We start from the raw sequence: 22,134 nt of genomic DNA, 5'->3' as shown, positions 1-22,134 counted from the left end.
GCTCAGGTCCTCTCGGCCGGCGATCAGTCGTGTCGACTGTAGGTCAGGAGCAGGGTGCCTTGAGGAGTGTGCTCCGAAGCCACCAGTTCGAGCATGGGATGGCGGCCCACTCCGTCGAACAGCCGCCGCCCGCTCCCGGCGATCGCCGCCGAGACCACCAACCGCAACTCATCGACCAGACCGGCGGACAGGAGCGACTGCGCCAGAGTGATGCTGCCGTGAATACCGATATCACCGCCGTCGCTGCGTTTGAGTTCCGCGACGTACTCGGTGGCTGGGCGATCGACGACAACGGTGTTCGCCCACTCCTGGTCCGGCGGCGAGGAGGTGAAGACGTGCTTGGGCGTCTGGTTGATGAAGCTCGCGAACGGCTCGACGTCCGACGTCGGCCAGTAGCCCGCCCAGTAGTCGTAGGTGCCGCGCCCGAGCAGAATGTCGTCCTGGCGCTCGATGATGCCTGCGAGATTGTCGAAGATCGGCCGGCCGCTGTCGTGCATCCAGTCGCCCGGTTCCTCGGCGACGCCATCTAGGGAGAGCAGTTCGTAGAGCACTACATTTCGCATTTCAGGTGCCGGTTCCTTTCGATCAGCGCGGTCATCGTCGTGCGGTCACGATAGGAGTCGGTGGGGCGGTCGGCATCCGTCGAGGAGGGTAGGAGCGTCTACGTCGACCAACGTATGCCAGGTATCACGATCATCGCCACCCCCGCACCCGGCCTTGCCCGGAGCGGCCCCACGGCGCAGGCTGTACCGGTGAGACGCGATCGGGTGAGGTCGGAGGCGGTCGCCTCCGTCGGATACGACCCCGCGACGAACGAACTCGACATCGAGTACATCGGCGGGGACGTCTACCGCTACGCGATGGTGCCGCCCTCGGTCCATCGTGACCTCCTGGCGGCGAAGTCCATCGGCGCGTTCGTCAACCGTTCCATCAAACCCCACTACCCGGGCCGGGAGGTCTTCGACGCCTGACCCGATGAGGGTGTCACACGACGAGGGAACGGTCTCGGGCGACCTCGCAACCGCGGCCACGGGGCGCGACTCACACCAAAGCTGGCGCCGGACACGAGAAGAGCCTCGCCGGGCGGTCCGCCTCCCAGCATCCCGTCAGCGCCCACAAAAGAAGGCCAGCACGGCTGACACCGTCTGGCCTTCATTTTGTCGGGCTGACAGGATTTGAACCTGCGACCCCCTGACCCCCAGTCAGGTGCGCTACCAAGCTGCGCCACAGCCCGCCGGCCCGCGCGAACGGGCCTGGATGAGACTACCGCAGCCGCAGCGTGCAACCGAACCCGACGACCGTCCGATCCATGATGCAGACTGGATCCGTGGGACAGATCACAGGACTTCGCAACCGGCTCAGCCACTCCCTGCTGGAGAAGGTCGCCGGGCCGGACGGCACCGAGCAGACGCGGCGCATCCACGCGACGCCGGGGCCACGGTGGTTCGCCAAGGGCGCCCCGATCCGGGTGGTGCACGGGGACGCATCGATGTACATCGGTGGGATGCGCGCGCTGCTGCTGCAGGCCCTGCACCCGCTCGCGATGGCCGCCGTCGACGATCACTCCGACTACCGTGCGAACACCTGGGGGCGCCTGGCGCGCACGGCCACCTACATCGCGGAGACCACCTACGGCACGATCGAGCACGCCGAGCGGGCGATCCGGATCGTGCAGGCCGTACACAAGCGCGTGCACGGCACGACCGTCGACGGTCGGCCCTACCGCGCGGACGACCCGCACCTGCTCACCTGGGTGCACGTCGCCGAGATCGACTCCTTCCTCGTCGCCCACGAGCGCTTCGGAAGCCAGTCACTGACACCGAGGCAGTACGACGAATACGTGGCTCAGGCCGGCGAGGTCGCGACCCGGCTCGGCGCCGTCGACGTGCCCACCACGCGCGCCGAGCTGACCGCCGCGATCGAGGCGTTCCGCCCCGAACTGGAGGGCACTCCCGGCGCGGCCGACGTGGCGCAGTTCCTGCTCCGGCATGCTCCGCTGCCGCGCCCGATCAAGCCCGCGTACTGGCTCCTCGGCCGCGCCGCCGTCGCGACGCTCCCCCGCTGGACCCGCGAGCCGCTGCGGGTACCCGACCACCCGCGGCGCGATCGCACCACGGCCCTGCTGGGTGGCCGGGTCGGCACCGCGGGGATCCGCTGGCTCACCACCGCCGAGCCGATGCAGCACCCCGTGCCCCCGCCGGACCCCGAGTCCGCGCCACCAGCCGCCGACCAGCCCGACCCACAACCCCAGGAGTCCCGATGACGCTGCCCCCGATCCCCGAGGACTGGACCAAGGCGCTCGCCGTCGTGGCCCACCCGGACGACCTCGAGTTCGGCACTGCCGCCGCCATCGCCCGATGGACCGGCCAGGGCAAGGAGGTCGTCTACTGCATGGTCACCTCGGGAGAGGCCGGCATCGATGGCATCCACCCGGACGAGTCCGGCCCGCTGCGCGAGGCCGAGGAGGTCGCCTCCGCGCGCGCCGTCGGCGTGGAGGTCGTGGAGTTCCTGCACCTGCCCGACGGCGTCCTCGAGTACGGCGTCGACCTGCGGCGGGCGATCGCGAAGGTCGTGCGCGAGCACCGCCCGGAGATCGTCATCACCATCAACTTCGCCGAGTCCTTCCCCGGCGGTGGCCTGAACCAGGCCGACCACATCGCCACCGGGCGCGCAACCCTGGACGCGGTCCGGGACGCGGGCAACCGGTGGGTGTTCCACGACCAGCTCAGCGACGGTCTCGAACCGTGGAGCGGAGTCCGTCAGGTCTGGGTGGCCGGCTCCCCCGACGCCACGCACGGCGTCGACACCACCGACACCTTCGACGCCGGTCTTGCCTCGCTCTCCGAGCACAAGGCCTACATCGACGGGCTCTCCTGGCACTTCGACCCCGAGGAGTTCCTCACCGGGCTCGGCACCGCCGGCGGCGAGGCCACGGGCACCCGCTACGGCACCACCTTCGAGGTGATCGGGCTCGGCTTCGGCTCCGACGACTGAAACTCCCGGACACTCGCCGCCGAAACCCTTGTCCGGTCGCCCGCGAGCACGTAGCGTGAACGTTCACCAGCTCCGTGTCCCGATGCTGGTCCGCACTCCTTCCGAACCGTCATACCCCGAGTCCCAAAGGTGATCTCCCCATGACCTCCCCCGTTCGCTGGGCCGTGCTCGGCCCCGGCCGCATCGCCCGTCGCTTCGCCACCCAGCTGTCCGCAAGCGCCCACGGCAGCCTCGTCGCCGTCGGCAGTTCCGACCCCGGCCGGGCCCAGACGTTCGCCGAGGAGTTCGCGTCCCGACACGGGGACCTGCGCACGGGTGACTACGAGCAGATCCTCGCCGATCCCGAGGTGGACGCCGTCTACATCGCCACGGTGCACACCACGCACGCGGAACTGGCCATCGCGGCGCTGACCGCCGGCAAGCACGTGCTCAGCGAGAAGCCGCTCGCCCCCAACCACGCCCAGGCCATGGCCATGGCCGACGCCGCCCGCACCAGCGGGAAGGTGCTCCTCGAGGCGTTCATGTACCGGTTCCACCCGCAGACGACCAAGGTCCTCGAGCTCGTCGCCGCCGGTGCCATCGGCGAGCTCCGCCACGTCGACGCGGCGTTCGCGTTCGCCACCGGGTCGACCGAGGGCCGGCTCTTCGAGCCGGACCTGGCCGGCGGGGGCATCCTCGACGTCGGCGGCTACCCGGTCTCCTACGCGCGCGCCATCGCCGGCGCGGCCGCCGGGAGTGCGTTCGCGGATCCGGTCGAGATCAAGGCGGCCGGCACGGTCGAGAACGGCGTGGACACCTGGGCCGTCGCGGACCTGCGGTTCGCGAGCGGGACGACGGCGTCGGTGCGCACCGGCGTGCGGCTCGCCGACGTAGCGCTCACCGTCTACGGGTCGGGCGGCTACATCCGCCTGAACAACCCTTGGACGATGGCCGACGACAACGTACTGACGCTCGCCGTCGTCGGGCAGGAGCCGGTCACGGAGACGTTCGACGGCCACCAGCCCTACGCCCTCGAGGCAGACGCCGTCGCGGAGGCGGTCGCCTCGGGTGAGGTCGCCCGGATGAGCCTCGCGGACTCCCTCGGCAACGCCAAGGTTCTGGACGAATGGCGCGCTCAGATCGGCCTGACGTACCCGTTCGAACGGGACGAGGCGCAGATCCCCACCGTCTCGCATCGCCAGCTCGCCTTCGGTCGCGAGGCGATGCGCTACGGCCGCATCCCCGGCGTGGACAAGGACATCTCCCGCGTGGTGATGGGCTGCGACAACCAGCGCACCCTCCCCCACGCCGCCGCGATGTTCGACCACTTCGCCCAGGCCGGCGGGAACGCCTTCGACACCGCGTTCGGCTACGGCGGCGGCCGGATGGAGACCCTGCTCGGGCGCTGGCTCGCCACCCGCGGCGTGCGCGAGGAGGTGGTCGTGATCGCCAAGGGTGCGCACACCCCCAACTGCAACCCCGAGGCGCTCAGCAGCCAGCTGCTGACGTCACTGGACCGGCTCGGCATCGACGGTGCGGACGTCTACATGATGCACCGGGACAACCCGGACATCCCGGTCGGGGAGTTCGTGGACGTCCTCGACGAGCATGCCCGGGCGGGCCGGATCGGGGTGTTCGGCGGGTCCAACTGGACCATCGAGCGGTTCGAGGAGGCGAACGCCTACGCTGCGGCGAACGGCCGGCAGGGCTTCAGCGTGCTGAGCAACCACTTCGGGCTCGCCGAGGCCTACGACGTGCCGTGGGCGGGATGCCGGCACGCCACCGACCCTGAGTCGAAGGCGTGGCTGACCCGCACCGGTACGCCGCTGCTGCCGTGGTCCTCCCAGGCGCGCGGGTTCTTCGCCCGGGCCGAACCGGACGACCGCTCCGACGCCGAACTCGTGCGCTGCTACTACAGCGACGAGAACTTCGAGCGGCTACGGCGGGCCCGCGAGCTCGGGCAGGAGTTCGGGGTGCACCCGACTGCGATCGCGCTCGCCTTCGTCCTGCACCAGCCGTTCCCGACGTTCCCGCTGATCGGACCCCGCACGATCGCCGAGACCCGCTCGTCGCTGGAGGCGCTGGCCATCGATCTCACCCCGGGGCAGGTGGACTACCTGGACCTGCGCTCGGACACCCCGTGAGCCCACGGTCCAGCCGGCCCGGGTCCCGCCCGGCCACGATCATCGACGTGGCCGAGGCGGCCGGGGTGTCCCGGCAGACGGTGACCCGGGCGATGAACGACATGCCCGGGATCAAGGAGGCCACCAAGGAGCGGGTGCTGGCGGCCGCGAAGGAGCTCGCCTACCGTCCGTCCCGGTTCGGGCGCGGTCTGGTCGGCCACACGCAGCGCACCGTCGGCCTCGTGGTCGATGACCTGATGAACCCGTACTACCCGGAGCTGGCGTCCGCCGTCGTCTCCAGTGCCCGCGAGCGCGGCTGGAACGTGGTCCTCGCCCAGACCGCGAAGGCCGCGGACCAGTACAGCCTGATCGCGGACCTCGCCAAGCAGGCGGACGTGGTGGTCGGGTACCCAGCGCTGACGGACACCCAGGCGCAGGAGGTTCTCGCCGGGGTGCCGTTCGTGCGCATCGACATGGGTGAGTACACCTACGGCGGCGGCGTCCAGATGGACGTGGGCGACGCGATGGGCGACATGGCCGACCACCTGCTCGAACGGGGATCCCGGCGGCCGGTGCTGCTGGACGTGGGCCTGCCGGGGTTCCCGTCCGCACGCGGAAAGTCCTTCCTGGCGGCGATGGCGGCCCGCGGCGTGCAGGTCCCGACGGTCAGCGCCGCGACGAAGTCACTGAGCTCCGGGGTGGCCGGCGCGAACGCGCTGCTCGAGGCACACCCGGACGTCGACGCCATCATGACGTTCAACGACATCGTCGCGTGCGGCGCGCTGAAGGCGCTGCACGAGGCCGGCGTGGACGTGCCCGGGCAGGTGCGCCTGGCCGGCTGCGACGGGCTCAACCTCGGCCGGTTCGTCTCCCCCGAGCTGACCACGCTCGCGGTGGACATGGGCGCGGTGGCCGAGGCCGCCGTCGGGATGGCGTTGGCCATGTACGCCGGCGAGGTGCCGCTCCAGGGCGCCCGCGCCCAGGTTGCCCACCACCTGCTGGTGCGCGCCTCGACGTAACGCCAGACGGCGCCGGACCGCTCAGTCGCGCGGGTTGCGGCCCGCGATGGTCGCGTTCAGGACGGTCGCGAAGGCGCACCACAGCGGATACGGCACGAGCGCGCCTGCCGCGCCTCGATGCACCCGGCGGATCCGGCGGACAAGCAGTGCCGAGTGGCCGGCGAGGACGAGGCACTCGACGGTCGCCAGCCACGGCCGACGGGTCCGCCAGAACAGCCAGCTCCAGGTCCCGTTCAGGACGAGGTTCACAACGAGCGAGCGCCGCAGCGCTGCTCGCTCGGCAGGGTCGGTGCAGGCATCGATCGCTACCGCGCCGGCCCCGGCGAGGTCCGCGTAGAGGGCGGTCCAGACGATCGGGAAGGTCGCCGTCGGTGGATAGAAGTCGGGCAGGTCCAGGGAACGGAACCAGTCGCCGTCCGGATCTGTCGCCACCGAACCGGCGACGGCGGTGGTGGCCGTGGCCATGGAGGTGCCGAGCAGAGTGCGTAGGCGCATGGTCTCCAGGCTCATCCTGGGCGGCCACGACCGCAAGTCGGGCGTCGGGTGCCGCCGGCCATCAGGCAGGCACGAGGGTGCACACCTGCTCCTTGAGCAGCTCCACCACCCGGAGCGCGGCCGGGTGCCCGGCCACCGAGTCCTTGACCGCCACCCCGATCCGGCGCGCCGGCGCCGGCGCCACCACCGGCACGGCCCGCACGTTCGGCGGCAGCAGCCCGACGGCGAGCGAGGGCATCACGGCCACGCCCACGCCAGCCGCCACGAACGCGATCGCGGTGGCGTACTCGGGCGCCTGCACCCGGAACTGAGGGGTGAAGCCGGCCTCGGCGCACGCGCTCATCGTCACCTGCCGGCAGTACCCGGCGTAGGGGTCGCTGTCCACCCAGCGTTCGCCGGCGAGATCGGCGAGCGGTACCTGCCCGGCCGCGACCGCCGGGTGCGCCTGCGGCAGGATCGCCACGTACTCGTCCCGCATCAGCGGGTGCACCCGGTAGCCGCCGAGCACCGCGTCGTACTGCTCGTCCACCACGATCTCCACGTCCGCGCCGGCGGTGTTCGTGCCGCCCACATCGTTCAGGCCCAGGTCCACTCGCAGCTCGGGGAACTCCTGCACCAGGGTGGCCACCACGGTGGGGATCCAGGCCGTGCCGGCGCTGCTGAAGTAGCCGAGGGACAGGGCACCCACCCGGCCGGCGCGCAGGTCCGCGACCAGGGACTCCATCCCGCTCAGCGAGGCCATCACGTGTTCGGCCTCGGCGGCCAGTGCCCGCCCGGCCGCGGTCAGGTTGATGCCGCGGCCGGCACGTTCGGTCAGGCGCAGGCCGGTCTCGCGTTGCAGCGCGGTCACGTGCTGGCTGATCGCGGACGGGCTGTAGCCGAGCAGGGCGGCGGCGGCACTGACCGAGCCGGTGGCCGCGACGGACCGCAGGATGCGCAGGCGATGGATGTCCAGCATGTTCGCGATACTACAGCGCTGCTTACGAGTGGTACAGGAATCCGTGCTTGTCCTTACGAGTGGTCGGTCGCAGGATGGTGCCCATGGTCGCCTCGCCCACCACTCGCCTCGGTCCGGAACCAGTCCACCCGACGGCGCCCCGAGCCTCGATCCCTCGGCTCGCCCTGCTCGCCGCGGGAGTCACCGCCCTGCTGTGGGGTTCGGCGTTCGTGGTGATCCGCGGCGTGGGCGCCGAGTTCGCGCCCGGCCCGATGGCACTGGCCCGGGTGGGCGTGGCGGCGCTGGCGCTGACGCCGTTGGCCCTGCGCGCCGGGGGCCTGCGTGGCCTGCCGCGGGGCCGGGTGCTGCTGCTCGTTGGCCTCTACGGCGCACTCTGGTTCGGCGGCTACAACCTCGTCCTGAACACGGCGGAACGCTCCATCGACGCCGGCACCGCCGCGATGCTGGTGAACACGGCGCCGATCCTGATCGCGGTCGGAGCCGGCGTGTTCCTCGGCGAGGGCTTCCCGCGCCCGGTGCTGATCGGGACGGTGGTGGCGTTCGCCGGGGTGGCGCTGATGTCCCTCGGTGGGCGCGGCCCCGGCGGGCTGGACCCGGCCGGGCTGGGCCTGGCACTGCTGGCCGCACTGCTGTACGCCGTGTCCGTGCTGATCCAGAAGGTGCTGCTGCGTGACCTGGACGGGCTGCGGGCCACCTGGCTGGGCGCGGTGGTGGGCACGATCGTGCTGCTCCCGTTCGCGCCGGCGCTGCTGGCCGCGCTGCCCACCACTCCCGGCGGCGCCGTGGCCGGGACGGTCTACCTCGGCCTGTTCCCGACCGCCATCGCGTTCCTCACCTGGGCCTACGCGCTGCGGCGCCTGCCCGCCGGACGCGCCGCCCTGGTGGGGTACGTGGCCACGCTCTTCTCGGTGCTGCTGTCCTGGGCGTTCCTCGGCGAGGTGCCCACCGCCGTGGTGCTCGTCGGTGGGATGCTGTGCCTGGTGGGGGTGGCGCTCACCCGGCTGCCGGCCCGGGCAGCGCAGCGTCGCTGACGTCCTCGGGGATGAACAGGCCCGCCTCGGCGAGCAGGTGCGCGGTCTGCGCGTCATCCACGTGCCGCCCCACCGTGGGGTGCTCCCCGATCGGCACCACCGAGTGCATCACTGTGTCGGCGTACACGTGCACCAGGTTGTAGGCCTGCGCGCCGTCGCGTCCCCGCGTGCCGCGCCGCGGGGTGCGAAGGTCCTGGGTGTAGCAGGTGGCCGACGCCACGGACACCGGGATGCCGGCGAACGTGGCCGACGTCGAGTAGTGCAGGTGCCCGGCCAGGATCGCGCGCACGTCGGAGCCGCGCAGCGCCTCGGCGAGGGCGCCCTGGTCGCGCAGCTCCACGGTGACGGCGAGGTCCTGCGCGCACGGCACCGGTGGGTGATGCATCGCCAGGATCGTGCCCTCGGGCGCAGGCTCGGCGAGCACCGAACTGAGCCACGCCAGCTGAGCCGGCCGCAGCTCGCCGTGGTGCCACCCGGGCACGGTCGAGTCCAGCACCACCACGCGCAGGCCGCCGAGCTGCACCACCCGGTCATGCGGCTCGCTGGACGGCGGCCCGTCCAACAGTTCGGCGCGCATCACGGCCCGGTCGTCGTGGTTGCCCATCGCCCAGATGACCTCGGCCCCGAGCCGGCGGGCCACGGGCTCGACCACCTCCCGCAGGCTGCGGTAGGCGTCCACCTCGCCTCGGTCCGCGAGGTCCCCGGTGAACAGCAGCGCCGCCGGTCGCACGTCGCTGGACTCGAGACCGGCGAGCAGCTCGCTCAGGTGAGCCCGCACATCGGCCACACCGGCCAGCAGCCGTTCGGCGGGCGGGACGAAGTGGGTGTCGCTGAGGTGGACGAGCAGGTGCCGGGCGCGTGGGTACTCGGCGGCGCGCAGGGTCATCGGGTCGGTCCTTCGTCGGGTTCGGCGCGGGGCGACGGCGGAGTGCCACCGGCGGATGCGGGGTTCGGTCCGTCGGCTCCGGCCGGTGGTGGTCCGGCGGTCCGGCCTGGCACGAGCAGACCACGCACCCGTTCGTTGACGATGCCCGAGGGCGGCGCCTGACCGAGCAGGTGGGCCATGTGGGCGACGGCGCGCCTGGCCACCTCCTCCACCGGGATCCGGAAGGTGGTCAGCCCCATCAGGTCGGCGCCGGGCAGGATCCCGTCGCACCCGGAGACCGAGACGTCCTGAGGCACCCGGAACCCGGCTCCGGCCAGAGCGCGCAGCACGTTCAGCTGACGCAGGTCGGACGGGCACATCACAGCCGTCACCGCCCCGGCCGCCACCAGCGCGACCGTGTCCGCCACGCCGTCGGACCGAGTGCCGACGTCCACCCGCCGCACCCGCACCCCATGCTCGCCCAGAACCATGAGCATCGTGGTGCCGCGGACGTACTCGGGGTAGGAATCCTCCTCGCCGGTGACCTGGACGGCCACGTCGGTGTGTCCCAGCGAGGCGATGTGCTCGGCGAGCCGTCGGCCCGCATCCTCCTCGTCATAGGACACGGCGTGGACCACATCGGTGGTCTCCGGGCGTCCGGCGCGCACGATCGGGATCCGGGTGCGGAACGGCTCCAGCTGTTCGCTGGTGACACCACCGGTCGCAACGATCAGTCCCGCGACCCGCATCCCCATCAGCCGGTGCAGGCTCGCCACCTGGGCTCGGCCGTGGTCGTCCGCGCTGATCGTCATCGACACCAGGGTGAGGTCGGCATCATGGGCGGCCTTCTGCAGCTGCGTGAACAGCAGGCCGTAGGCCGGGTTCGCGGCGTCGCGCAACAGCAGCCCGATCGTGCTGCTGGTGCCGGAGGCGAGCTCGCTGGCCATCACGTTGGTGACGTACCCGAGGCGGTCCGCCGCCGCCCGGACCCGCCGGCGGGTGTCTTCCGAGACCTTGCCCTGACCGAGCATCACCCGGGACGCCGAGGTCCGGGAGACGCCGGCTTCGGCCGCGACGTCCTCCAACCTGGTCTCGGCGCTGCGGCGCGGCCCGACGGTCACGAGGCCACCCCGTCCGACACCTCGCGCGAGGCCGGCACACGCGTGTTCCGGTAGTCGCGCAGCAGCCACGGCCAGTCCGTCTGGATGACGTCCACGCCGAGTTCGAACAACGGACCCCAACCCTGCTCCGGCGAGCCGAGCACGGCGGCCTCGTCGTCGTATCCCGCGAACAGGGGCACGCCGGTGGTGAGAACCTCTGCGTTGACGAGGACGAACACGCCCCGGCGACGCAGGTCGGCCACGAACGCGGCGTCCAGGAAGGGGCTGCTGGCGTCGGTCGCGAGGAGCTCGACGCCGACCGTGTTGAGCTCGGGGTCGTCGAGGTGGGCAAAGGCGTCCTCGACGGAGCCGCAGATCGGCATGTACGGGTACTTCACCGGGTGCTCCCGCAGGAGCCGGGCGTGCTCGCCGTCCCAGGCCCGGCTCTTCAGCAGCAGCTGGCCGGGCATGTCGAGTCCGTCCAGGGCGGGCAACAGGGTGGGCCACCAGTGCCAGGACCGGTCCACGTTGAACAGGGTGCTCCCTCGGAAGTGGGCGAGCAGGTCGAGCAGCCGCTCCACCCGTGAGACCCGCCCGGGCCGGTCCGCGTGGACGTACCGCAGCGTGTCGATCTGGGCGGCGGGCAGGTCCAGGATGGCCATGTCCACGCCGAGCAGCCGGCGTTCGTTGCCGTCGTGGAACGCGAAGAACTCACCGTCGGCCGAGGCCACCACGTCGATCTCGACCAGGTCCCCACCCGAGGCCACGGCCGCGGTGACGGCGTCCCGCGTGTTCTCCACGATGCTGGCCAGCCCGGTGCCTCGGTGCACGGCCACCAGTGTGCCGTACTCGCCGAGCCGAGCGTTGAACGCGGCGTTCATCGCGGCGAAGCGGGTCTGTCCGAACATCTACGCCACCTCCGCCGAGGGCTGCGTGGCGGTGCGGGCGGTCACGCCGGCACCGGGGCGGGTGGACGCATCGGGCACGGGCGCAACGCTCGCCCCACCCGAGGTGGGCAGCACGCCCCGACCGGCCCTGCGCCGTCGACCCTTGCCGGGCCGCATCGCGCGCCCGTACACCAGGTACATCGTGACCCCGGTGATGACCATCAGCAGCACCGTGTAGACGAACGTGTTCGCCCGCGCGTCCAGGCTCACGGCGCCGTCGGTGTTCGCCTTGATCACGAGGCCGAGCGGTTGGAAGAGCGGGTGGGCGAGGAAGACGGCCGTGTCGTAGTCGTCCAGCAGGCTGTTGAAGTTCAGCGCGCCGACGGCCAGCGCGGTCGGCAGCACGGCCGGCATGAGGATGCGCCGGAAGATGTACATCATCCGCGCGCCCATCAGCGACGCCGCCTCCTCCAGGGTGTCGTTCACCGACGCGAAGGAGGCCTTGAGCAGCCGCAGCGTGAACGGGATCTTCCCGATCACGAACGAGATCAACAGGATCACGGTGGTGCCGGTCAGCACGATGTTGCCGACCAGCAGGTTCGGGTGGTCGTAGCTCATGATCAGGCCAAGGGCGATCATCGTGGCCGGCAGGATCCACGGGATGTGCAGCAGGTACTCCACCGCGGTGGTCAGCCAGTTGCGGTACTTGGACAGGATGCGGGTGACGAAGATCAGGCCCACCACGGAGATCACGGCCGCGAGCCCCGAGTACACGACGCTCACGATGAACGGGCGCAGCCCCGAGCTCTGCCCGAGGACCCGGGCGTAGTTGTCCAGGCTCATGGCGCCGAAACTGAGCTCGCCGCTCTCGATGGCCCGGCTGTCCACGAACGAGTACAGCACGATCAGCACCACGGGAAGCGTGTAGACGGCGAAGAGTGCGTAGGCGAGCACGTGCACCACCACGTTCACGACCGGGTTCGAGATCTTCTGCTTGACGAGCTCGGAGGAGACCTTGGACAGCGAGAAGTATGTCCCGCCCTTCTCCACCCGGGTGAGCACGACGAGCAGCACGATCGTGGCGACACCGAGCACCAGTGCCAGCAGCGCGGCGATGTCCCGCGACGTCAGGCTGGTGGAGAACGTGAGGATCATCGGGGCGATGGTCTGGAACTCGCGCCCGCCGAGCACCTGCGGGGCGCTGAGCGCGCCGAGGCCGCCGAGGAAGGTCAGGATCGTCACGGCGAACAGCACGGGTCGCAGCATCGGCAGGACCACCCGCCACAGGATGGTCCAGTCCGAGGCGCCCATGCTCTTCGCAGCCTCCAGGGTCTGCTGGTCGACCTTCCCGAGAGCACCCGAGACGAACAGCATGTGGTTCGTGGTGGTCGCGAACGTCATGACGAACACCACGGCGAAGAACCCTGTGAACCAGGCCGGGTCCAGACCCGGGAAGAAGCGGAGCAGCACGTCGGTGGCGATGCCGTTCTCGCCGTAGATGAACTTGTACCCGGCGGCCAGCACGATGCCGCCGTAGATGAACGTCGACGCGTAGCCGAACCACAGCAACCGCGCACCCTTGATGTCGAAGTACTTCGTCACCAGGACGATGAAGATCCCGACCGCGTTGACGGTCACCGACAACACCACGGCCAGCAGGAAGCTGTTCGTCAACGAACGCATCGCCCGCTCGGACGAGATGAGCTTGTCCACCGCGCGCAGCGTCAGCGTCCCGTCCGGGAAGAACGTCGCGATCAGCAGGTTCGCGTTCGGCCACACCAGGAACGTGACCACGAACCAGGCGAGGACCACACCGGTCACGATCACGAACGGCGAGCGCAGCATGCCCCGCACACCGGAACGGTTCATCGCAAGGTCACCTCCGCGGCGGCGACGTCCGGCGTAGCGGCGGCCACGCCGTCGGGCGTGTACTGGAGCACGTTCGCGGGGTTGACATGCAGGGTGACGGCGTCGCCCACCCGGGGCTGCACCGTCCCGTCCTCCCGCTGCATGACCTTGACCGTGGATCCGTGCGAGGAGACTGTGTAGCTGGAGTGGACACCGTGGTATCGGCGGCTGACCACCACGCCATCCAGCGCGGCAGACCTGGGCAGGGCCGGGTTCGGCTGCAGCCCCACCTTCTCCTGGCGCAGGTAGGAGCTGCGCTCGAGGGGGAGGTCGGAGCCGGCGCCGAGGTTCACCTGGGCCACGAAATCCGGGGTCAGGCGCGAGCTGTCGCCGATGAAGTTGCAGACGAACTCGGTGGCGGACTGGTCGTAGATCTCCTGCGGGGTACCCACCTGCTCCACCCGGCCGTGGTTGAAGACGGCGATCCGGTCGCTCATCGTGAGCGCCTCGTCCTGGTCATGGGTGACGTAGAGGGTGGTGATGCCGAACTGGGCCTGCAATTCCTTGAGCTGGATGCGCAACTGGCCGCGCAGCTTCGCGTCGAGATTGGACAGCGGCTCGTCCAGCAGGAGGATCTTCGGCTGCAGCACGAGGGCGCGGGCGATCGCGACCCGCTGCTGCTGGCCACCGGAGAGCGCCGCGAGATCCTTCTCCAGCTGCTCGTCGGAGAGGTCCACGCGACGGGCGATGTCACGGACCAGTCTGTCTACCTCGGCCTTGCTCTCCTTACGGACCTTGAGGCCGAACGCGATGTTCTCCCAGACGTTCATGGACGGGAACAGGGCGTAGTTCTGGAAGACCATGCCCACCCGGCGCTTGTCGCTGGGGAGCCGGGTGACCGGTCTGCCGTCGATGTGGACGTCGCCGGCGGCCGGTTGGACGAACCCGGCGAGGGTGCGCAACGCCGTCGTCTTGCCGCAGCCCGAGGGCCCGAGCAGTGTGAAGAACTCACCCTCGTCCACCTGGAGGTCGAGCTGCGGGATGGCGACGAAATCGCCGAAGGTCACGTTGATGTTCTCGTAGCGGATCACGTCGGGTCCTTCGTGTGTCGGCCGGTCCGATCGGCGGTGCGTGCGGGGTTCGCGGGCCGGTGCTGCGGGACCGGGGCGCGGCAGGTGTCGCACCCCGGTCGAGCACGGCGCTATTGGACGTACTCGAGCTCCACCTTCTCGATCCAGGACGAGAGGTTCTCGGTGACGAACTCGAAGTCCACGTCCTGCTGCTGCAGGCCCGCGTGGAACTCGACGATGCTCGCGTCGGCCTGCTCGATCGCGCCGGCATTGACCGGCATCGAGTCGAACTCTGCGGACCAGGCGGCCTGCACGTCGGCGCTGCCGAACCAGTCGATGAACGCCTGCGCGTCCTCGGTCTGGTCCGTCCCCTGGACGATGGCCACCTGTTCGACGGCGAAGGGGACCCCGAACTCGGGGGTCACCACACCGGTGGTGACGCCGTACTCCTCCTCACGCGAGGGGATACCGGAGGTGAACATCTGGCCCATGTCGACGTCCCCGGCGGCCATCCGGGCGTACAGGTCCGTGTCGGGGACGGCCGGGCTGCCGTGCTCGAAGTAGCCCTGGATCTGCTCCCACCCCTCGTCGGAGACGCCGAGGTCGCCGTCCGGGTCCTGGTAGCGGGTGAGGATGCCGGCGAAGATCAGCTGCGTGGTGGCTCCACCCAGGCCGTCGACGGTCTCGTACCGACCGTGGAACCTCTCGTCGTTCCAGAGGTCCGTCCAGTCCGTGGGTGCCTCGTCCGCAGCGAGGGCGTCCGCGTTGTAGGCCAGGACGATGCCCTGCTGCACCACCGGCCAGTACATGCCGTCACCCGTGGGGTCGCCCAGCGCGGGGTCGACCTCCTCGGACCAGGACGGCGTGTAGGGCTCGATCGTGTCGGCGGCGACCAATTGCGAGAAGTACACGTGGTTCAGGCCGAACACGACGTCGGCGACGGGGTTGTTCGCCTCGGCGAGGATCTTGTTGGTGGTGTCGCCGCCACCCTGACCCACCACCTCGATGGTGAAGCCCGCGGTCGCGGCCTCGGCGGTCAGCCACTCGGCTCGCCCGTCGGCGTTGGAGTTCGTGTAGACGATGAGGGTCTCCCCCGAGCCACCGTCGCCGTTGCCGGTGTCGGAATCGGCACCGCTCGGGCTGCAGGCGGCCAGGAGCAGGCCGGCGGCCGCCGTCGTCGCGGCGAGCTGGTTCAGCTTTCGCACAGTCGGACTCTCTTCTCTTCGTACTTCGTTCAGACTCGGTCGTGGGGTCTCACGGTCGCTGTGGCGCCGGCGGGACCGATGGGGGGAGCGCTCCCCCCGGACTGGTTTCGGGTGTTCTCTGCAGGTCCGGTCCATCCCAGGGGGAGCGCTCCCCCCACCTTGAGATCATGGCGATGAGATTTGAAATCGGCGTGGCCGGAACCTGAAGTGCAGATGAACAGTGCGCCTGGACCTCGTCGTCGGCTGTGGTCCACATCATAGCCACAGGAGCGATCTGCGGCGCCACCGGGCCCGGTCCGCGGAGCTGGCGACGCTGCCGTCGGAGGGACGCACCACACCTGGTGGCGGCTGGGTGATGGGTCGGCGATCTCACCAGTGGACGGCTGGGCAGCGCGACCTGGAACGGCCGGACGTCGGCTCGCCGACCCGGCCTGCGTCGTCGTGCCTAGCGCTTGCGCTTCTCCCGGACTCGCACGCTGATCTCGATCGGAGTGCCCTCGAACCCGAAGGTCTCCCGCAGCCGACGCTCGATGAACCGTCGGTAGGCGGGGTCGAGGAAGCCGCTCGCGAACACCACGAACCGCGGTGGCCGGGTGCTCGCCTGGGTGGCGAACAGGATCCGGGGCTGCTTGCCGCTGCGCACGGGGTGCGGGTGCGCCGAGGTCAGCTCGCCGAGGAACGCGTTGAGTCGCCCGGTCGGGATGCGGGTGTCCCAGGAGCCCAGCGCCGTGTCCAGTGCCCGGGTGAGCCGGTCCACGTGCCAGCGGGTCTTCGCGGAGAAGTTCACGCGCGGCGCCCACTGCACCTGGACGAGCTGCTGCTCGATCTCACGCTCGAGGAACGGACGCCGGTCCTCGTCCATGAGGTCCCACTTGTTGTAGGCGATCACGAGGGCACGGCCGGCGTCGATGACCTGCTGCACCACGCGGATGTCCTGCTCGGTCATCGGGGTGCTCGCGTCGACGAGCACGACGGCGACCTCCGCCTTCTCCAGCGCACCCTGGGTGCGCAGCGAGGCGTAGAAGTCGGCGCCGGAGGTCTGGTGCACGCGGCGCCGGATGCCGGCGGTGTCCACGAACCACCAGGCCCGGTCCCCCAGTGTGACGAGTTCGTCCACCGGGTCGCGGGTGGTGCCGGCGACGCTGTCCACGACCACCCGGTCCGTGCGCGTGATCGCGTTCAGCAGGGAGGACTTGCCCACGTTCGGCCGGCCGATCAGGGCCACCCGACGTGGACCTCCCTCGGGGATCCGGGTGCCGACCGTGGAGACCTCCGGCAGGAGCGCCATGGCGGCGTCGAGCAGGTCGCCCGCGCCGCGCCCGTGCAGCGCCGAGACCACGAACGGTTCACCGAGGCCGAGCGACCACAGCATGGCCGCGTCGGCCTCGCCACGCTGGTCGTCCACCTTGTTCGCGACCAGGATGGTCGGCTTGTTCGCGCGGCGGAGCAGGTTCACGACGTAGGAGTCGGTGTCCGTGGGACCGACTGTGGCGTCCACCACGAACAGCACCGCGTCGGCGAGCTCGATCGCGATCTCCGCCTGGTCGGCCACCCGGGAGGCCAGCCCCTTGACGTCGCGTTCCCAGCCACCGGTGTCCACCAGGGTGAAGTTCCGTCCGGCCCAGTCGGCCGCGTAACTGACGCGGTCCCGGGTGACCCCCGGGACGTCCTGGACCACGGCCTCACGGCGACCGAGGATCCGGTTCACCAGGGTCGACTTGCCCACGTTCGGGCGCCCGATGACGGCAAGCACGGGCAACGGGCCCTTCGAACCGGAGTCGAGGCCGTCACCCTCGCCCTGCTCGAGCAGGGACAGGTCGGCCTCGTCGAGGTCGTAGTCGGACAGCCCGGCCCGGAGCGCATCGGCGCGCTGTACGTCGTCGGTCGTGTCGGCAACGTCGTAGCGCTCGTCGCGCTCCTCGGCCGCCGCAGCGTCGAGGTCGTCGACGGCGGCACGCGGGAACTCGGCGGGGGCTGACGGGTCGTTCTGCTGCTCGTTCACCCGCCCATTGTTCCCGCTCGACGCCCGATGACCTAACGCGCCGCCGTGTCCGCCGCCCGCGCGCGCCCTCAGTGGTTGCGCAGGGCGTCGATGAGTTCGGACTTCTTCATGGTGGAGCGGCCCGCGATTCCGACCTCCTTGGCGCGCTCCCGCAGCTCGGAGACGGTCCGGTCCTCGTAGTCCTCGGCCTTGCCGCCGCGCTTGCCCACTGTGGACCGGGACGAGGACGCCGCCTCGTTGGCGATCCGGGCGGACTTCTCCTTCGAGTTGCCCTCGTCACGGAGCCTCTCGTAGAGCTCGGGGTCCTTCACGCTCGGTCCAGGGTTCTTCCTGCCAGGCATGCCTGCTCCTCTCGTGGTGTGCTACGGATCGGTCGGTCGACCGATCATCACGGACTCGGCTTTCCGCCGTTGACGTGGATGGTCGCGCCGACCACATAGCTGGACTCGGGCGAGGCCAGGAAGACGTACGCCGGGGCGAGTTCCGTGGGCTGGCCCGCCCGGCCGAGCCCGGTGTCCTTGCCGAACTCAGGCAGGTCCTGCGTGGGCTGGCCGTCGCTCGGCTGCAGCACGGTCCAGATGGGTCCGGGCGCCACGGCGTTCACACGGATGCCCTTCGGCGCCAGCTCCTCGGCGAGGCCCTTGGAGAAGTTGTTGATCGCGGCCTTCGTCGAGGCGTAGTCGAGCAACGTGGGCGAGGGCTGGTAGGCCTGGATCGAGGTGGTGTTGATGATGCTGGAGCCCGCCTCCAGGGACGCCAACGCTGCCCTGGTGACCCGGAACATCGCGAGGACGTTCGCAGCGAACGTCTCGACCAACTGATCGTCCGGGAGCTCCGCCAGGCCGTCCCGCGCGATCTGCTTGCCCGCGTTGTTGACGAGGATGTCGAGCCCGCCGAGTGCGCTGACCGCGTCTTCGACGAGTTGCGCGCAGAACGCCGGGTCAACGAGATCGCCGGGGATCATCACCGCGCGCCGACCGCTCTCGCTGATGATCCGTGCCACGTTCTGGGCGTCGGACTCCTCCGAGGGCAGGTAACTGATCGCGACGTCCGCGCCCTCGCGAGCGAATGCCACGGCTGTCGCGGCCCCGATCCCCGAGTCGCCGCCGGTCACGAGCGCTCGGCGGCCGATCAACCTGCCGGTGCCACGATAGGTGAACTCGCCGATATCCGGCTCCGGCACTATCTCCGACTCCAGGCCCGGTTCGTCCTGGTTCTGCTCAGGGGGTGTGATCGACGGGTAACGGTGCACCGGGTCGACCATTGCGAGCTGGTCCGGCGGGTCGCGGCGTTCGGACATCAAGGACATCTCCTCCACGTCGTGCTGGTGGGAACCAGCCTGCGACAGGTGCCGACCACCCGCATCTCGAAGGCGAACACCTGTCCGCCCGGGAGGTCGGTCTCCGGAAGTCAGTCATTCTGCTGGGACTGGACCCCCGGGTCGGTGCCTCCTCGGTCCGCCGGTCGCGGGGGCTGGGTGAGGTTGTCCGAAAGCTCGCCGCCCTGCCTGCCCCCGAACGGCCGACCGTGGTCGGCGTACTCCGCCCGCTGGAAGGTCAGCTCCCACGGACCGGCTCCGACCCTCGTGCCCGTCCGGAGAACGCGATCAGCCTCCTCGGCGACCGAGCCTCCCTCGATGGGTCCGTACGGTCGGACTCGGTACTCGTCTCGCTCGTCGTGGTAGATCGTGAGGCGGTGGGGCTCCAACCCGTCGAGGCGCACGTCCTGGTCCGCTCCGGAGCCGACGGTGACCTCCTCCTTGTCCAGCGGGAAGGACAGGCGCTCCGCCACCGTGCCTCCCCCATCGGTGCGGGACATCACGAGTTCGGGGTGACCGGAACCTGGAGCGGCATGGGTCGTACCCGGTCGGGCATCGGACGGAACGTCGGTAGCCATCGGTCGCCTCCTCGTCGAGTACTTTCTCCGTTCGGCGACTCTACGCCGACGCCCTGAGGCTGCAACGGCAGCGCTCGCGCCGCACCTAGATCTCGGTGCTCCCCGGCAACTCGACGCCGGTCAGGTCGGAGGCCGCGTGGACGTGCTCGCTCATCCGGGTCTGGATGGTCTCCATCGCCTCGGCCACGGCCTTGCGACCCTTGCCGGTGGCCGGGTCGGCCGCCGCGAACGGCTCTCCGAACACCACATGCAGCCTGGTCCGGAAGAACGGGATGTGCCCGGGCTTCCTACCGGTGGGCCGGGTGCCGAGGATCGCTGCCGGCACCACGGGGGCGCCGGAGTGCACCGCGAGCCAGGCGATCCCGGCCTTGGTCTCCTTGACGTCACCGCGGCCGCGGGTGCCCTCGGGGAACACCCCGACGAGCCGGTCCTCCTTGAGCAGCGCGAGCGCCGTCTGCAGGGCGGCCCGGCCGTTCCTGCGGTCCACCGGGATCTGACCCGCTCCGCGCATCAGGAAGCCGATGATCCCGGAGAACATCTCCTCCTTGATGATGATGTGCGAGCTGCGCGGGATGACGCCGTGCAGCAGCGGCCCGTCGATGACGCCGGTGTGGTTGGCCGCGATCAGCAGCCGCCCCTTCCGCGGGATGTGCTCGGCCCCGATGACCGTCGTGTTCCAGAACACGTGGGCGAGCAGCCAGCCCACCCGGCGCGACCACACCGGGCCCCAGCGCAGGATGTCGTCCGGGGTGACGATCTGCCCGGGCGAACCGGTCGGCTTCGCGGGCCTGGCGGCGCCGGAGTCCTTCGGCTCGCTCATCGGGCCTCCTCCTCGATCGTGGCCAGGGCCCGGGTGACGATGCCACGTACGGTGTCCACGGACTCCTCCAGGGTCATCGTGGAGGTGTCCACGGTGAGGACGCCGTCCGCGGCCGTGGTGAAGTTGGAGACGGTGGAGTCCTCCGCGTCGCGGCGCACCACCTGGTCGCGGGTGGCCTCCAGCGCGGCGGAGTCCGCGGTGCCGTGCAGTTCCTTGGCGCGGCGGGCGAGCCGGGCCGCCTCGTCGGCGAGCAGCAGGATCCGGACCTGCGCGTCCGGGGCCACCACCGTGGTGATGTCGCGCCCTTCGGCGACGATGCCGCGGCCGCCGGAGAACCCGTCCGGTCGCTGCTCGGCGGCGATCGCGGCGCGCTGGCGGTCCTGCAGCTGGGCCCTCACGTCCAGGTTCGTGGCGACGGCGCTGACCATCGTGGAGATCTCCGTGCTGCGGATCACGACGCTCACGTCCTCGCCGCCGACGGCGAAGCTCGGCTCGCGCGGGTCCGTCCCGATCTGCAGGGGTAGCTCACGCACCTGCGCGGCGACGGCGGCGGTGTCGGCCAGGTCGATGCCCTCGCGCACGCACCACCAGGCGGCGGCCCGGTACATGGCGCCGGTGTCGAGGTAGGCGAGGCCGAACTCGGCGGCGATCCGTCGGCTGATCGTGGACTTGCCGGTGCCGGACGGTCCGTCGATCGCCACCACCAGCGCGGTCACGGCGCCACCACGCGCCAGCCCCGCTCTTCCAACGCCGTCTCGAGCGTCGTAGCCGACGCCGGGATCACCGACACGATCGCCATCCCCACTCTCTGCCTGGTGGCATGTTCCATCTGGAAGTCCTCGATGTTGACGCCGATCTCACCGATCTCGGTGAACAACCGGCCGAGCTCGCCCGGCTCGTCGGGTACCAGCACGGTGACCTCGCTGTACCGCTTGCGCAGGCCCCCGTGCTTGCCGGGGATCCGCGCGGCGCCGTCGTTGCCTGCGGAGATCACGCCGGCCATGCCGGCGATCGCGCCGAGTGCGAGCGGCCCGTCGACGGCGGCCCGGTCCAGGGCCTCGAGCAGCCCGTCCAGGTCGTCACGGACACCACGCAGGTGCGTGCCAACGGCGGCAGCGTTCCCGGTCAGGATCGCCGACCACAGCCGGGGGTCGCTCGCCGCGATCCGGGTGACGTCGCGCAGCCCCTGGCCGGCCAGACCGAGCGCCGGCTCCGGTGCCTCGACCAGCCGCCCGGCGGTGAGGGAGGCCATCAGCTGCGGCAGGTGGGAGACCAGGGCCACCGCGTCGTCGTGCTCGGCCGGCGTCATCTGCACCGGGCCGGCGCCGAGGTCCACGGCCAGGGACCGCACGGCCAGGAGCGCCTGGGGGTCCATGCCCTCGCGGGTGGTGATCACCCAGGGCCGGCCGACGAACAGGTCCGCCGAGGCCGCCCCGGCCCCGGAGCGCTCCCGGCCGGCCATCGGGTGCGACCCGACGTAGCGGCTCAGGTCGAGGGAGGCCATCGCGGCAAGCTCGGCGAGGATGACCGACTTCACGCTCGCGACGTCCGTCACGACGGCGTCCGGGTGCGCCCGCAGCTCGGCCGCCACGACCTGCGCGGCGACGTCCGGCGGCACGGCCACGACGACGAGCGTCGGGACCGCGTCCTCGGTCCGTGCGATCGCCCCCGCGCCGACGTCCCGGGCCAGGGCCTGCGCCGTCGGCGAGGCGTCCGCGAGCGTGACCGGTACCCCCTGTGCGGACAGGCCGAGCCCGATGCTGGCGCCGAGCAGACCAGCGCCGACGATCCGGACCGGACCGTGGGTCGCAGCGACGTTGCTCGGCTCGGCGTTCACGAGGG

At 70.8% G+C, this 22,134-nt stretch carries 22 protein-coding genes and 1 tRNA gene; 6 read left to right on the top strand and 17 right to left on the bottom strand.

The genetic code is table 11. The annotated features are described in order from the left end of the window. Nucleotides 1-23: 23 nt before the first annotated feature. Nucleotides 24-551: a dihydrofolate reductase family protein gene (locus KCQ71_RS01325; protein ID WP_308116591.1), complete on the bottom strand. Its 528-nt coding sequence runs from the start codon at nucleotides 549-551 to the stop codon at nucleotides 24-26. 201 nt (nucleotides 552-752) lie between these two features. Between KCQ71_RS01325 and KCQ71_RS01320 the strand changes: the two genes are divergently transcribed. Continuing rightward, the gene (locus KCQ71_RS01320) at nucleotides 753-971 is read left to right on the top strand and encodes a KTSC domain-containing protein (protein WP_223402016.1); all 219 of its coding nucleotides are present in this window, start codon (nucleotides 753-755) and stop codon (nucleotides 969-971) included. Nucleotides 972-1,160: 189 nt separating this feature from the next. Here KCQ71_RS01320 and KCQ71_RS01315 read toward each other — a convergent pair. Further along, a tRNA-Pro gene (locus tag KCQ71_RS01315) sits at nucleotides 1,161-1,234 on the bottom strand. A 93-nt stretch (nucleotides 1,235-1,327) separates the two neighbouring features. Between KCQ71_RS01315 and KCQ71_RS01310 the strand changes: the two genes are divergently transcribed. From KCQ71_RS01310 to KCQ71_RS01295, 4 genes are all read left to right on the top strand, one after another. Continuing rightward, a complete protein-coding gene (locus KCQ71_RS01310; protein ID WP_223402014.1) occupies nucleotides 1,328-2,263 on the top strand; it encodes an oxygenase MpaB family protein in 936 nt (311 codons plus the stop codon). Beyond that, nucleotides 2,260-2,994: a PIG-L deacetylase family protein gene (locus KCQ71_RS01305; protein WP_223402012.1), complete on the top strand. Its 735-nt coding sequence runs from the start codon at nucleotides 2,260-2,262 to the stop codon at nucleotides 2,992-2,994. The genes KCQ71_RS01310 and KCQ71_RS01305 overlap by 4 nt, the downstream gene beginning before the upstream one ends. 140 nt (nucleotides 2,995-3,134) lie before the next feature. Further along, nucleotides 3,135-5,117, top strand: a complete 1,983-nt coding sequence (locus tag KCQ71_RS01300) for an aldo/keto reductase (protein WP_223402010.1) — start codon at nucleotides 3,135-3,137, stop codon at nucleotides 5,115-5,117. Continuing rightward, the gene (locus KCQ71_RS01295; protein WP_223402008.1) at nucleotides 5,114-6,115 is read left to right on the top strand and encodes a LacI family DNA-binding transcriptional regulator; all 1,002 of its coding nucleotides are present in this window, start codon (nucleotides 5,114-5,116) and stop codon (nucleotides 6,113-6,115) included. Before KCQ71_RS01300 ends, KCQ71_RS01295 begins: the two co-directional genes overlap by 4 nt. A 21-nt stretch (nucleotides 6,116-6,136) precedes the next feature. Here KCQ71_RS01295 and KCQ71_RS01290 read toward each other — a convergent pair whose 3' ends face one another. After that, the gene (locus KCQ71_RS01290) at nucleotides 6,137-6,610 is read right to left on the bottom strand and encodes a TspO/MBR family protein (RefSeq protein WP_223402006.1); all 474 of its coding nucleotides are present in this window, start codon (nucleotides 6,608-6,610) and stop codon (nucleotides 6,137-6,139) included. 61 nt (nucleotides 6,611-6,671) lie between these two features. Further along, on the bottom strand, nucleotides 6,672-7,568 hold the full coding sequence (locus KCQ71_RS01285) for a LysR family transcriptional regulator (RefSeq protein WP_223402004.1): 897 nt from the start codon (nucleotides 7,566-7,568) through the stop codon (nucleotides 6,672-6,674). An 83-nt stretch (nucleotides 7,569-7,651) separates the two neighbouring features. On the opposite strand from KCQ71_RS01285, the gene KCQ71_RS01280 reads away from it, so the two are divergent. Beyond that, the gene (locus tag KCQ71_RS01280; RefSeq protein ID WP_223402002.1) at nucleotides 7,652-8,599 is read left to right on the top strand and encodes a DMT family transporter; all 948 of its coding nucleotides are present in this window, start codon (nucleotides 7,652-7,654) and stop codon (nucleotides 8,597-8,599) included. On the opposite strand, the gene KCQ71_RS01275 is transcribed toward KCQ71_RS01280, so the two are convergent. The 13 genes from KCQ71_RS01275 to KCQ71_RS01215 form a co-directional block, all read right to left on the bottom strand. Then, nucleotides 8,562-9,485, bottom strand: coding sequence for a phosphodiesterase (locus tag KCQ71_RS01275; RefSeq protein WP_223402000.1), 924 nt, complete (start codon nucleotides 9,483-9,485; stop codon nucleotides 8,562-8,564). The genes KCQ71_RS01280 and KCQ71_RS01275 overlap by 38 nt on opposite strands. Further along, on the bottom strand, nucleotides 9,482-10,585 hold the full coding sequence (locus tag KCQ71_RS01270; protein WP_223401998.1) for a LacI family DNA-binding transcriptional regulator: 1,104 nt from the start codon (nucleotides 10,583-10,585) through the stop codon (nucleotides 9,482-9,484). The genes KCQ71_RS01275 and KCQ71_RS01270 overlap by 4 nt, the downstream gene beginning before the upstream one ends. Beyond that, entirely contained in the window at nucleotides 10,582-11,472 is an 891-nt protein-coding gene (locus KCQ71_RS01265) for a glycerophosphodiester phosphodiesterase family protein (protein ID WP_223401996.1), read from the bottom strand. The genes KCQ71_RS01270 and KCQ71_RS01265 overlap by 4 nt, the downstream gene beginning before the upstream one ends. Next, a complete protein-coding gene (locus KCQ71_RS01260) occupies nucleotides 11,473-13,320 on the bottom strand; it encodes an ABC transporter permease (RefSeq protein WP_223401995.1) in 1,848 nt (615 codons plus the stop codon). Beyond that, nucleotides 13,317-14,390, bottom strand: a complete 1,074-nt coding sequence (locus tag KCQ71_RS01255; RefSeq protein ID WP_223401993.1) for an ABC transporter ATP-binding protein — start codon at nucleotides 14,388-14,390, stop codon at nucleotides 13,317-13,319. Before KCQ71_RS01255 ends, KCQ71_RS01260 begins: the two co-directional genes overlap by 4 nt. 110 nt (nucleotides 14,391-14,500) lie before the next feature. Then, nucleotides 14,501-15,574, bottom strand: coding sequence for an extracellular solute-binding protein (locus KCQ71_RS01250; RefSeq protein ID WP_223401991.1), 1,074 nt, complete (start codon nucleotides 15,572-15,574; stop codon nucleotides 14,501-14,503). A 445-nt stretch (nucleotides 15,575-16,019) separates the two neighbouring features. Further along, nucleotides 16,020-17,576 (bottom strand): ribosome biogenesis GTPase Der, encoded by a 1,557-nt coding sequence (der, locus tag KCQ71_RS01245; RefSeq protein ID WP_223401989.1) that lies wholly within the window; start codon nucleotides 17,574-17,576, stop codon nucleotides 16,020-16,022. 68 nt (nucleotides 17,577-17,644) lie between these two features. Then, nucleotides 17,645-17,917 (bottom strand): DUF7218 family protein, encoded by a 273-nt coding sequence (locus KCQ71_RS01240; RefSeq protein WP_223401987.1) that lies wholly within the window; start codon nucleotides 17,915-17,917, stop codon nucleotides 17,645-17,647. 47 nt (nucleotides 17,918-17,964) lie between these two features. Next, entirely contained in the window at nucleotides 17,965-18,876 is a 912-nt protein-coding gene (locus tag KCQ71_RS01235) for an SDR family oxidoreductase (RefSeq protein WP_283248563.1), read from the bottom strand. Between the two features lie 110 nt (nucleotides 18,877-18,986). Beyond that, the gene (locus KCQ71_RS01230) at nucleotides 18,987-19,472 is read right to left on the bottom strand and encodes an FHA domain-containing protein (protein ID WP_223401985.1); all 486 of its coding nucleotides are present in this window, start codon (nucleotides 19,470-19,472) and stop codon (nucleotides 18,987-18,989) included. 85 nt (nucleotides 19,473-19,557) lie between these two features. Then, nucleotides 19,558-20,292, bottom strand: coding sequence for a lysophospholipid acyltransferase family protein (locus tag KCQ71_RS01225; protein ID WP_223401983.1), 735 nt, complete (start codon nucleotides 20,290-20,292; stop codon nucleotides 19,558-19,560). Then, complete coding sequence (gene cmk / locus KCQ71_RS01220; protein WP_223401981.1) at nucleotides 20,289-21,008, bottom strand: (d)CMP kinase; 720 nt, start codon at nucleotides 21,006-21,008, stop codon at nucleotides 20,289-20,291. The genes KCQ71_RS01225 and cmk overlap by 4 nt, the downstream gene beginning before the upstream one ends. After that, the gene (locus KCQ71_RS01215) at nucleotides 21,005-22,129 is read right to left on the bottom strand and encodes a prephenate dehydrogenase (RefSeq protein ID WP_223401980.1); all 1,125 of its coding nucleotides are present in this window, start codon (nucleotides 22,127-22,129) and stop codon (nucleotides 21,005-21,007) included. The genes cmk and KCQ71_RS01215 overlap by 4 nt, the downstream gene beginning before the upstream one ends. Nucleotides 22,130-22,134: the final 5 nt, after the last annotated feature.

Origin of the sequence: Occultella gossypii (genome assembly GCF_019947135.1) — a bacterium.
GTDB classification, from domain to species: domain Bacteria; phylum Actinomycetota; class Actinomycetes; order Actinomycetales; family Beutenbergiaceae; genus Occultella; species Occultella gossypii.
Note: the sequence above shows the minus strand (reverse complement) of the source record. Positions and strands in the feature narration are given on the sequence as shown.

Coding starts and splice junctions, on each gene's coding strand:
- KCQ71_RS01230 (WP_223401985.1), bottom strand. CDS start 19,472: ATGGCTACCGACGTTCCGTCCGATGCCCGACCGGGTACGACCCATGCC.
- KCQ71_RS01240 (WP_223401987.1), bottom strand. CDS start 17,917: ATGCCTGGCAGGAAGAACCCTGGACCGAGCGTGAAGGACCCCGAGCTC.
- KCQ71_RS01235 (WP_283248563.1), bottom strand. CDS start 18,876: ATGTCCGAACGCCGCGACCCGCCGGACCAGCTCGCAATGGTCGACCCG.
- KCQ71_RS01260 (WP_223401995.1), bottom strand. CDS start 13,320: ATGAACCGTTCCGGTGTGCGGGGCATGCTGCGCTCGCCGTTCGTGATC.
- KCQ71_RS01275 (WP_223402000.1), bottom strand. CDS start 9,485: ATGACCCTGCGCGCCGCCGAGTACCCACGCGCCCGGCACCTGCTCGTC.
- KCQ71_RS01300 (WP_223402010.1), top strand. CDS start 3,135: ATGACCTCCCCCGTTCGCTGGGCCGTGCTCGGCCCCGGCCGCATCGCC.
- KCQ71_RS01225 (WP_223401983.1), bottom strand. CDS start 20,292: ATGAGCGAGCCGAAGGACTCCGGCGCCGCCAGGCCCGCGAAGCCGACC.
- KCQ71_RS01280 (WP_223402002.1), top strand. CDS start 7,652: ATGGTCGCCTCGCCCACCACTCGCCTCGGTCCGGAACCAGTCCACCCG.
- KCQ71_RS01285 (WP_223402004.1), bottom strand. CDS start 7,568: ATGCTGGACATCCATCGCCTGCGCATCCTGCGGTCCGTCGCGGCCACC.
- KCQ71_RS01305 (WP_223402012.1), top strand. CDS start 2,260: ATGACGCTGCCCCCGATCCCCGAGGACTGGACCAAGGCGCTCGCCGTC.
- KCQ71_RS01265 (WP_223401996.1), bottom strand. CDS start 11,472: ATGTTCGGACAGACCCGCTTCGCCGCGATGAACGCCGCGTTCAACGCT.
- KCQ71_RS01290 (WP_223402006.1), bottom strand. CDS start 6,610: ATGCGCCTACGCACTCTGCTCGGCACCTCCATGGCCACGGCCACCACC.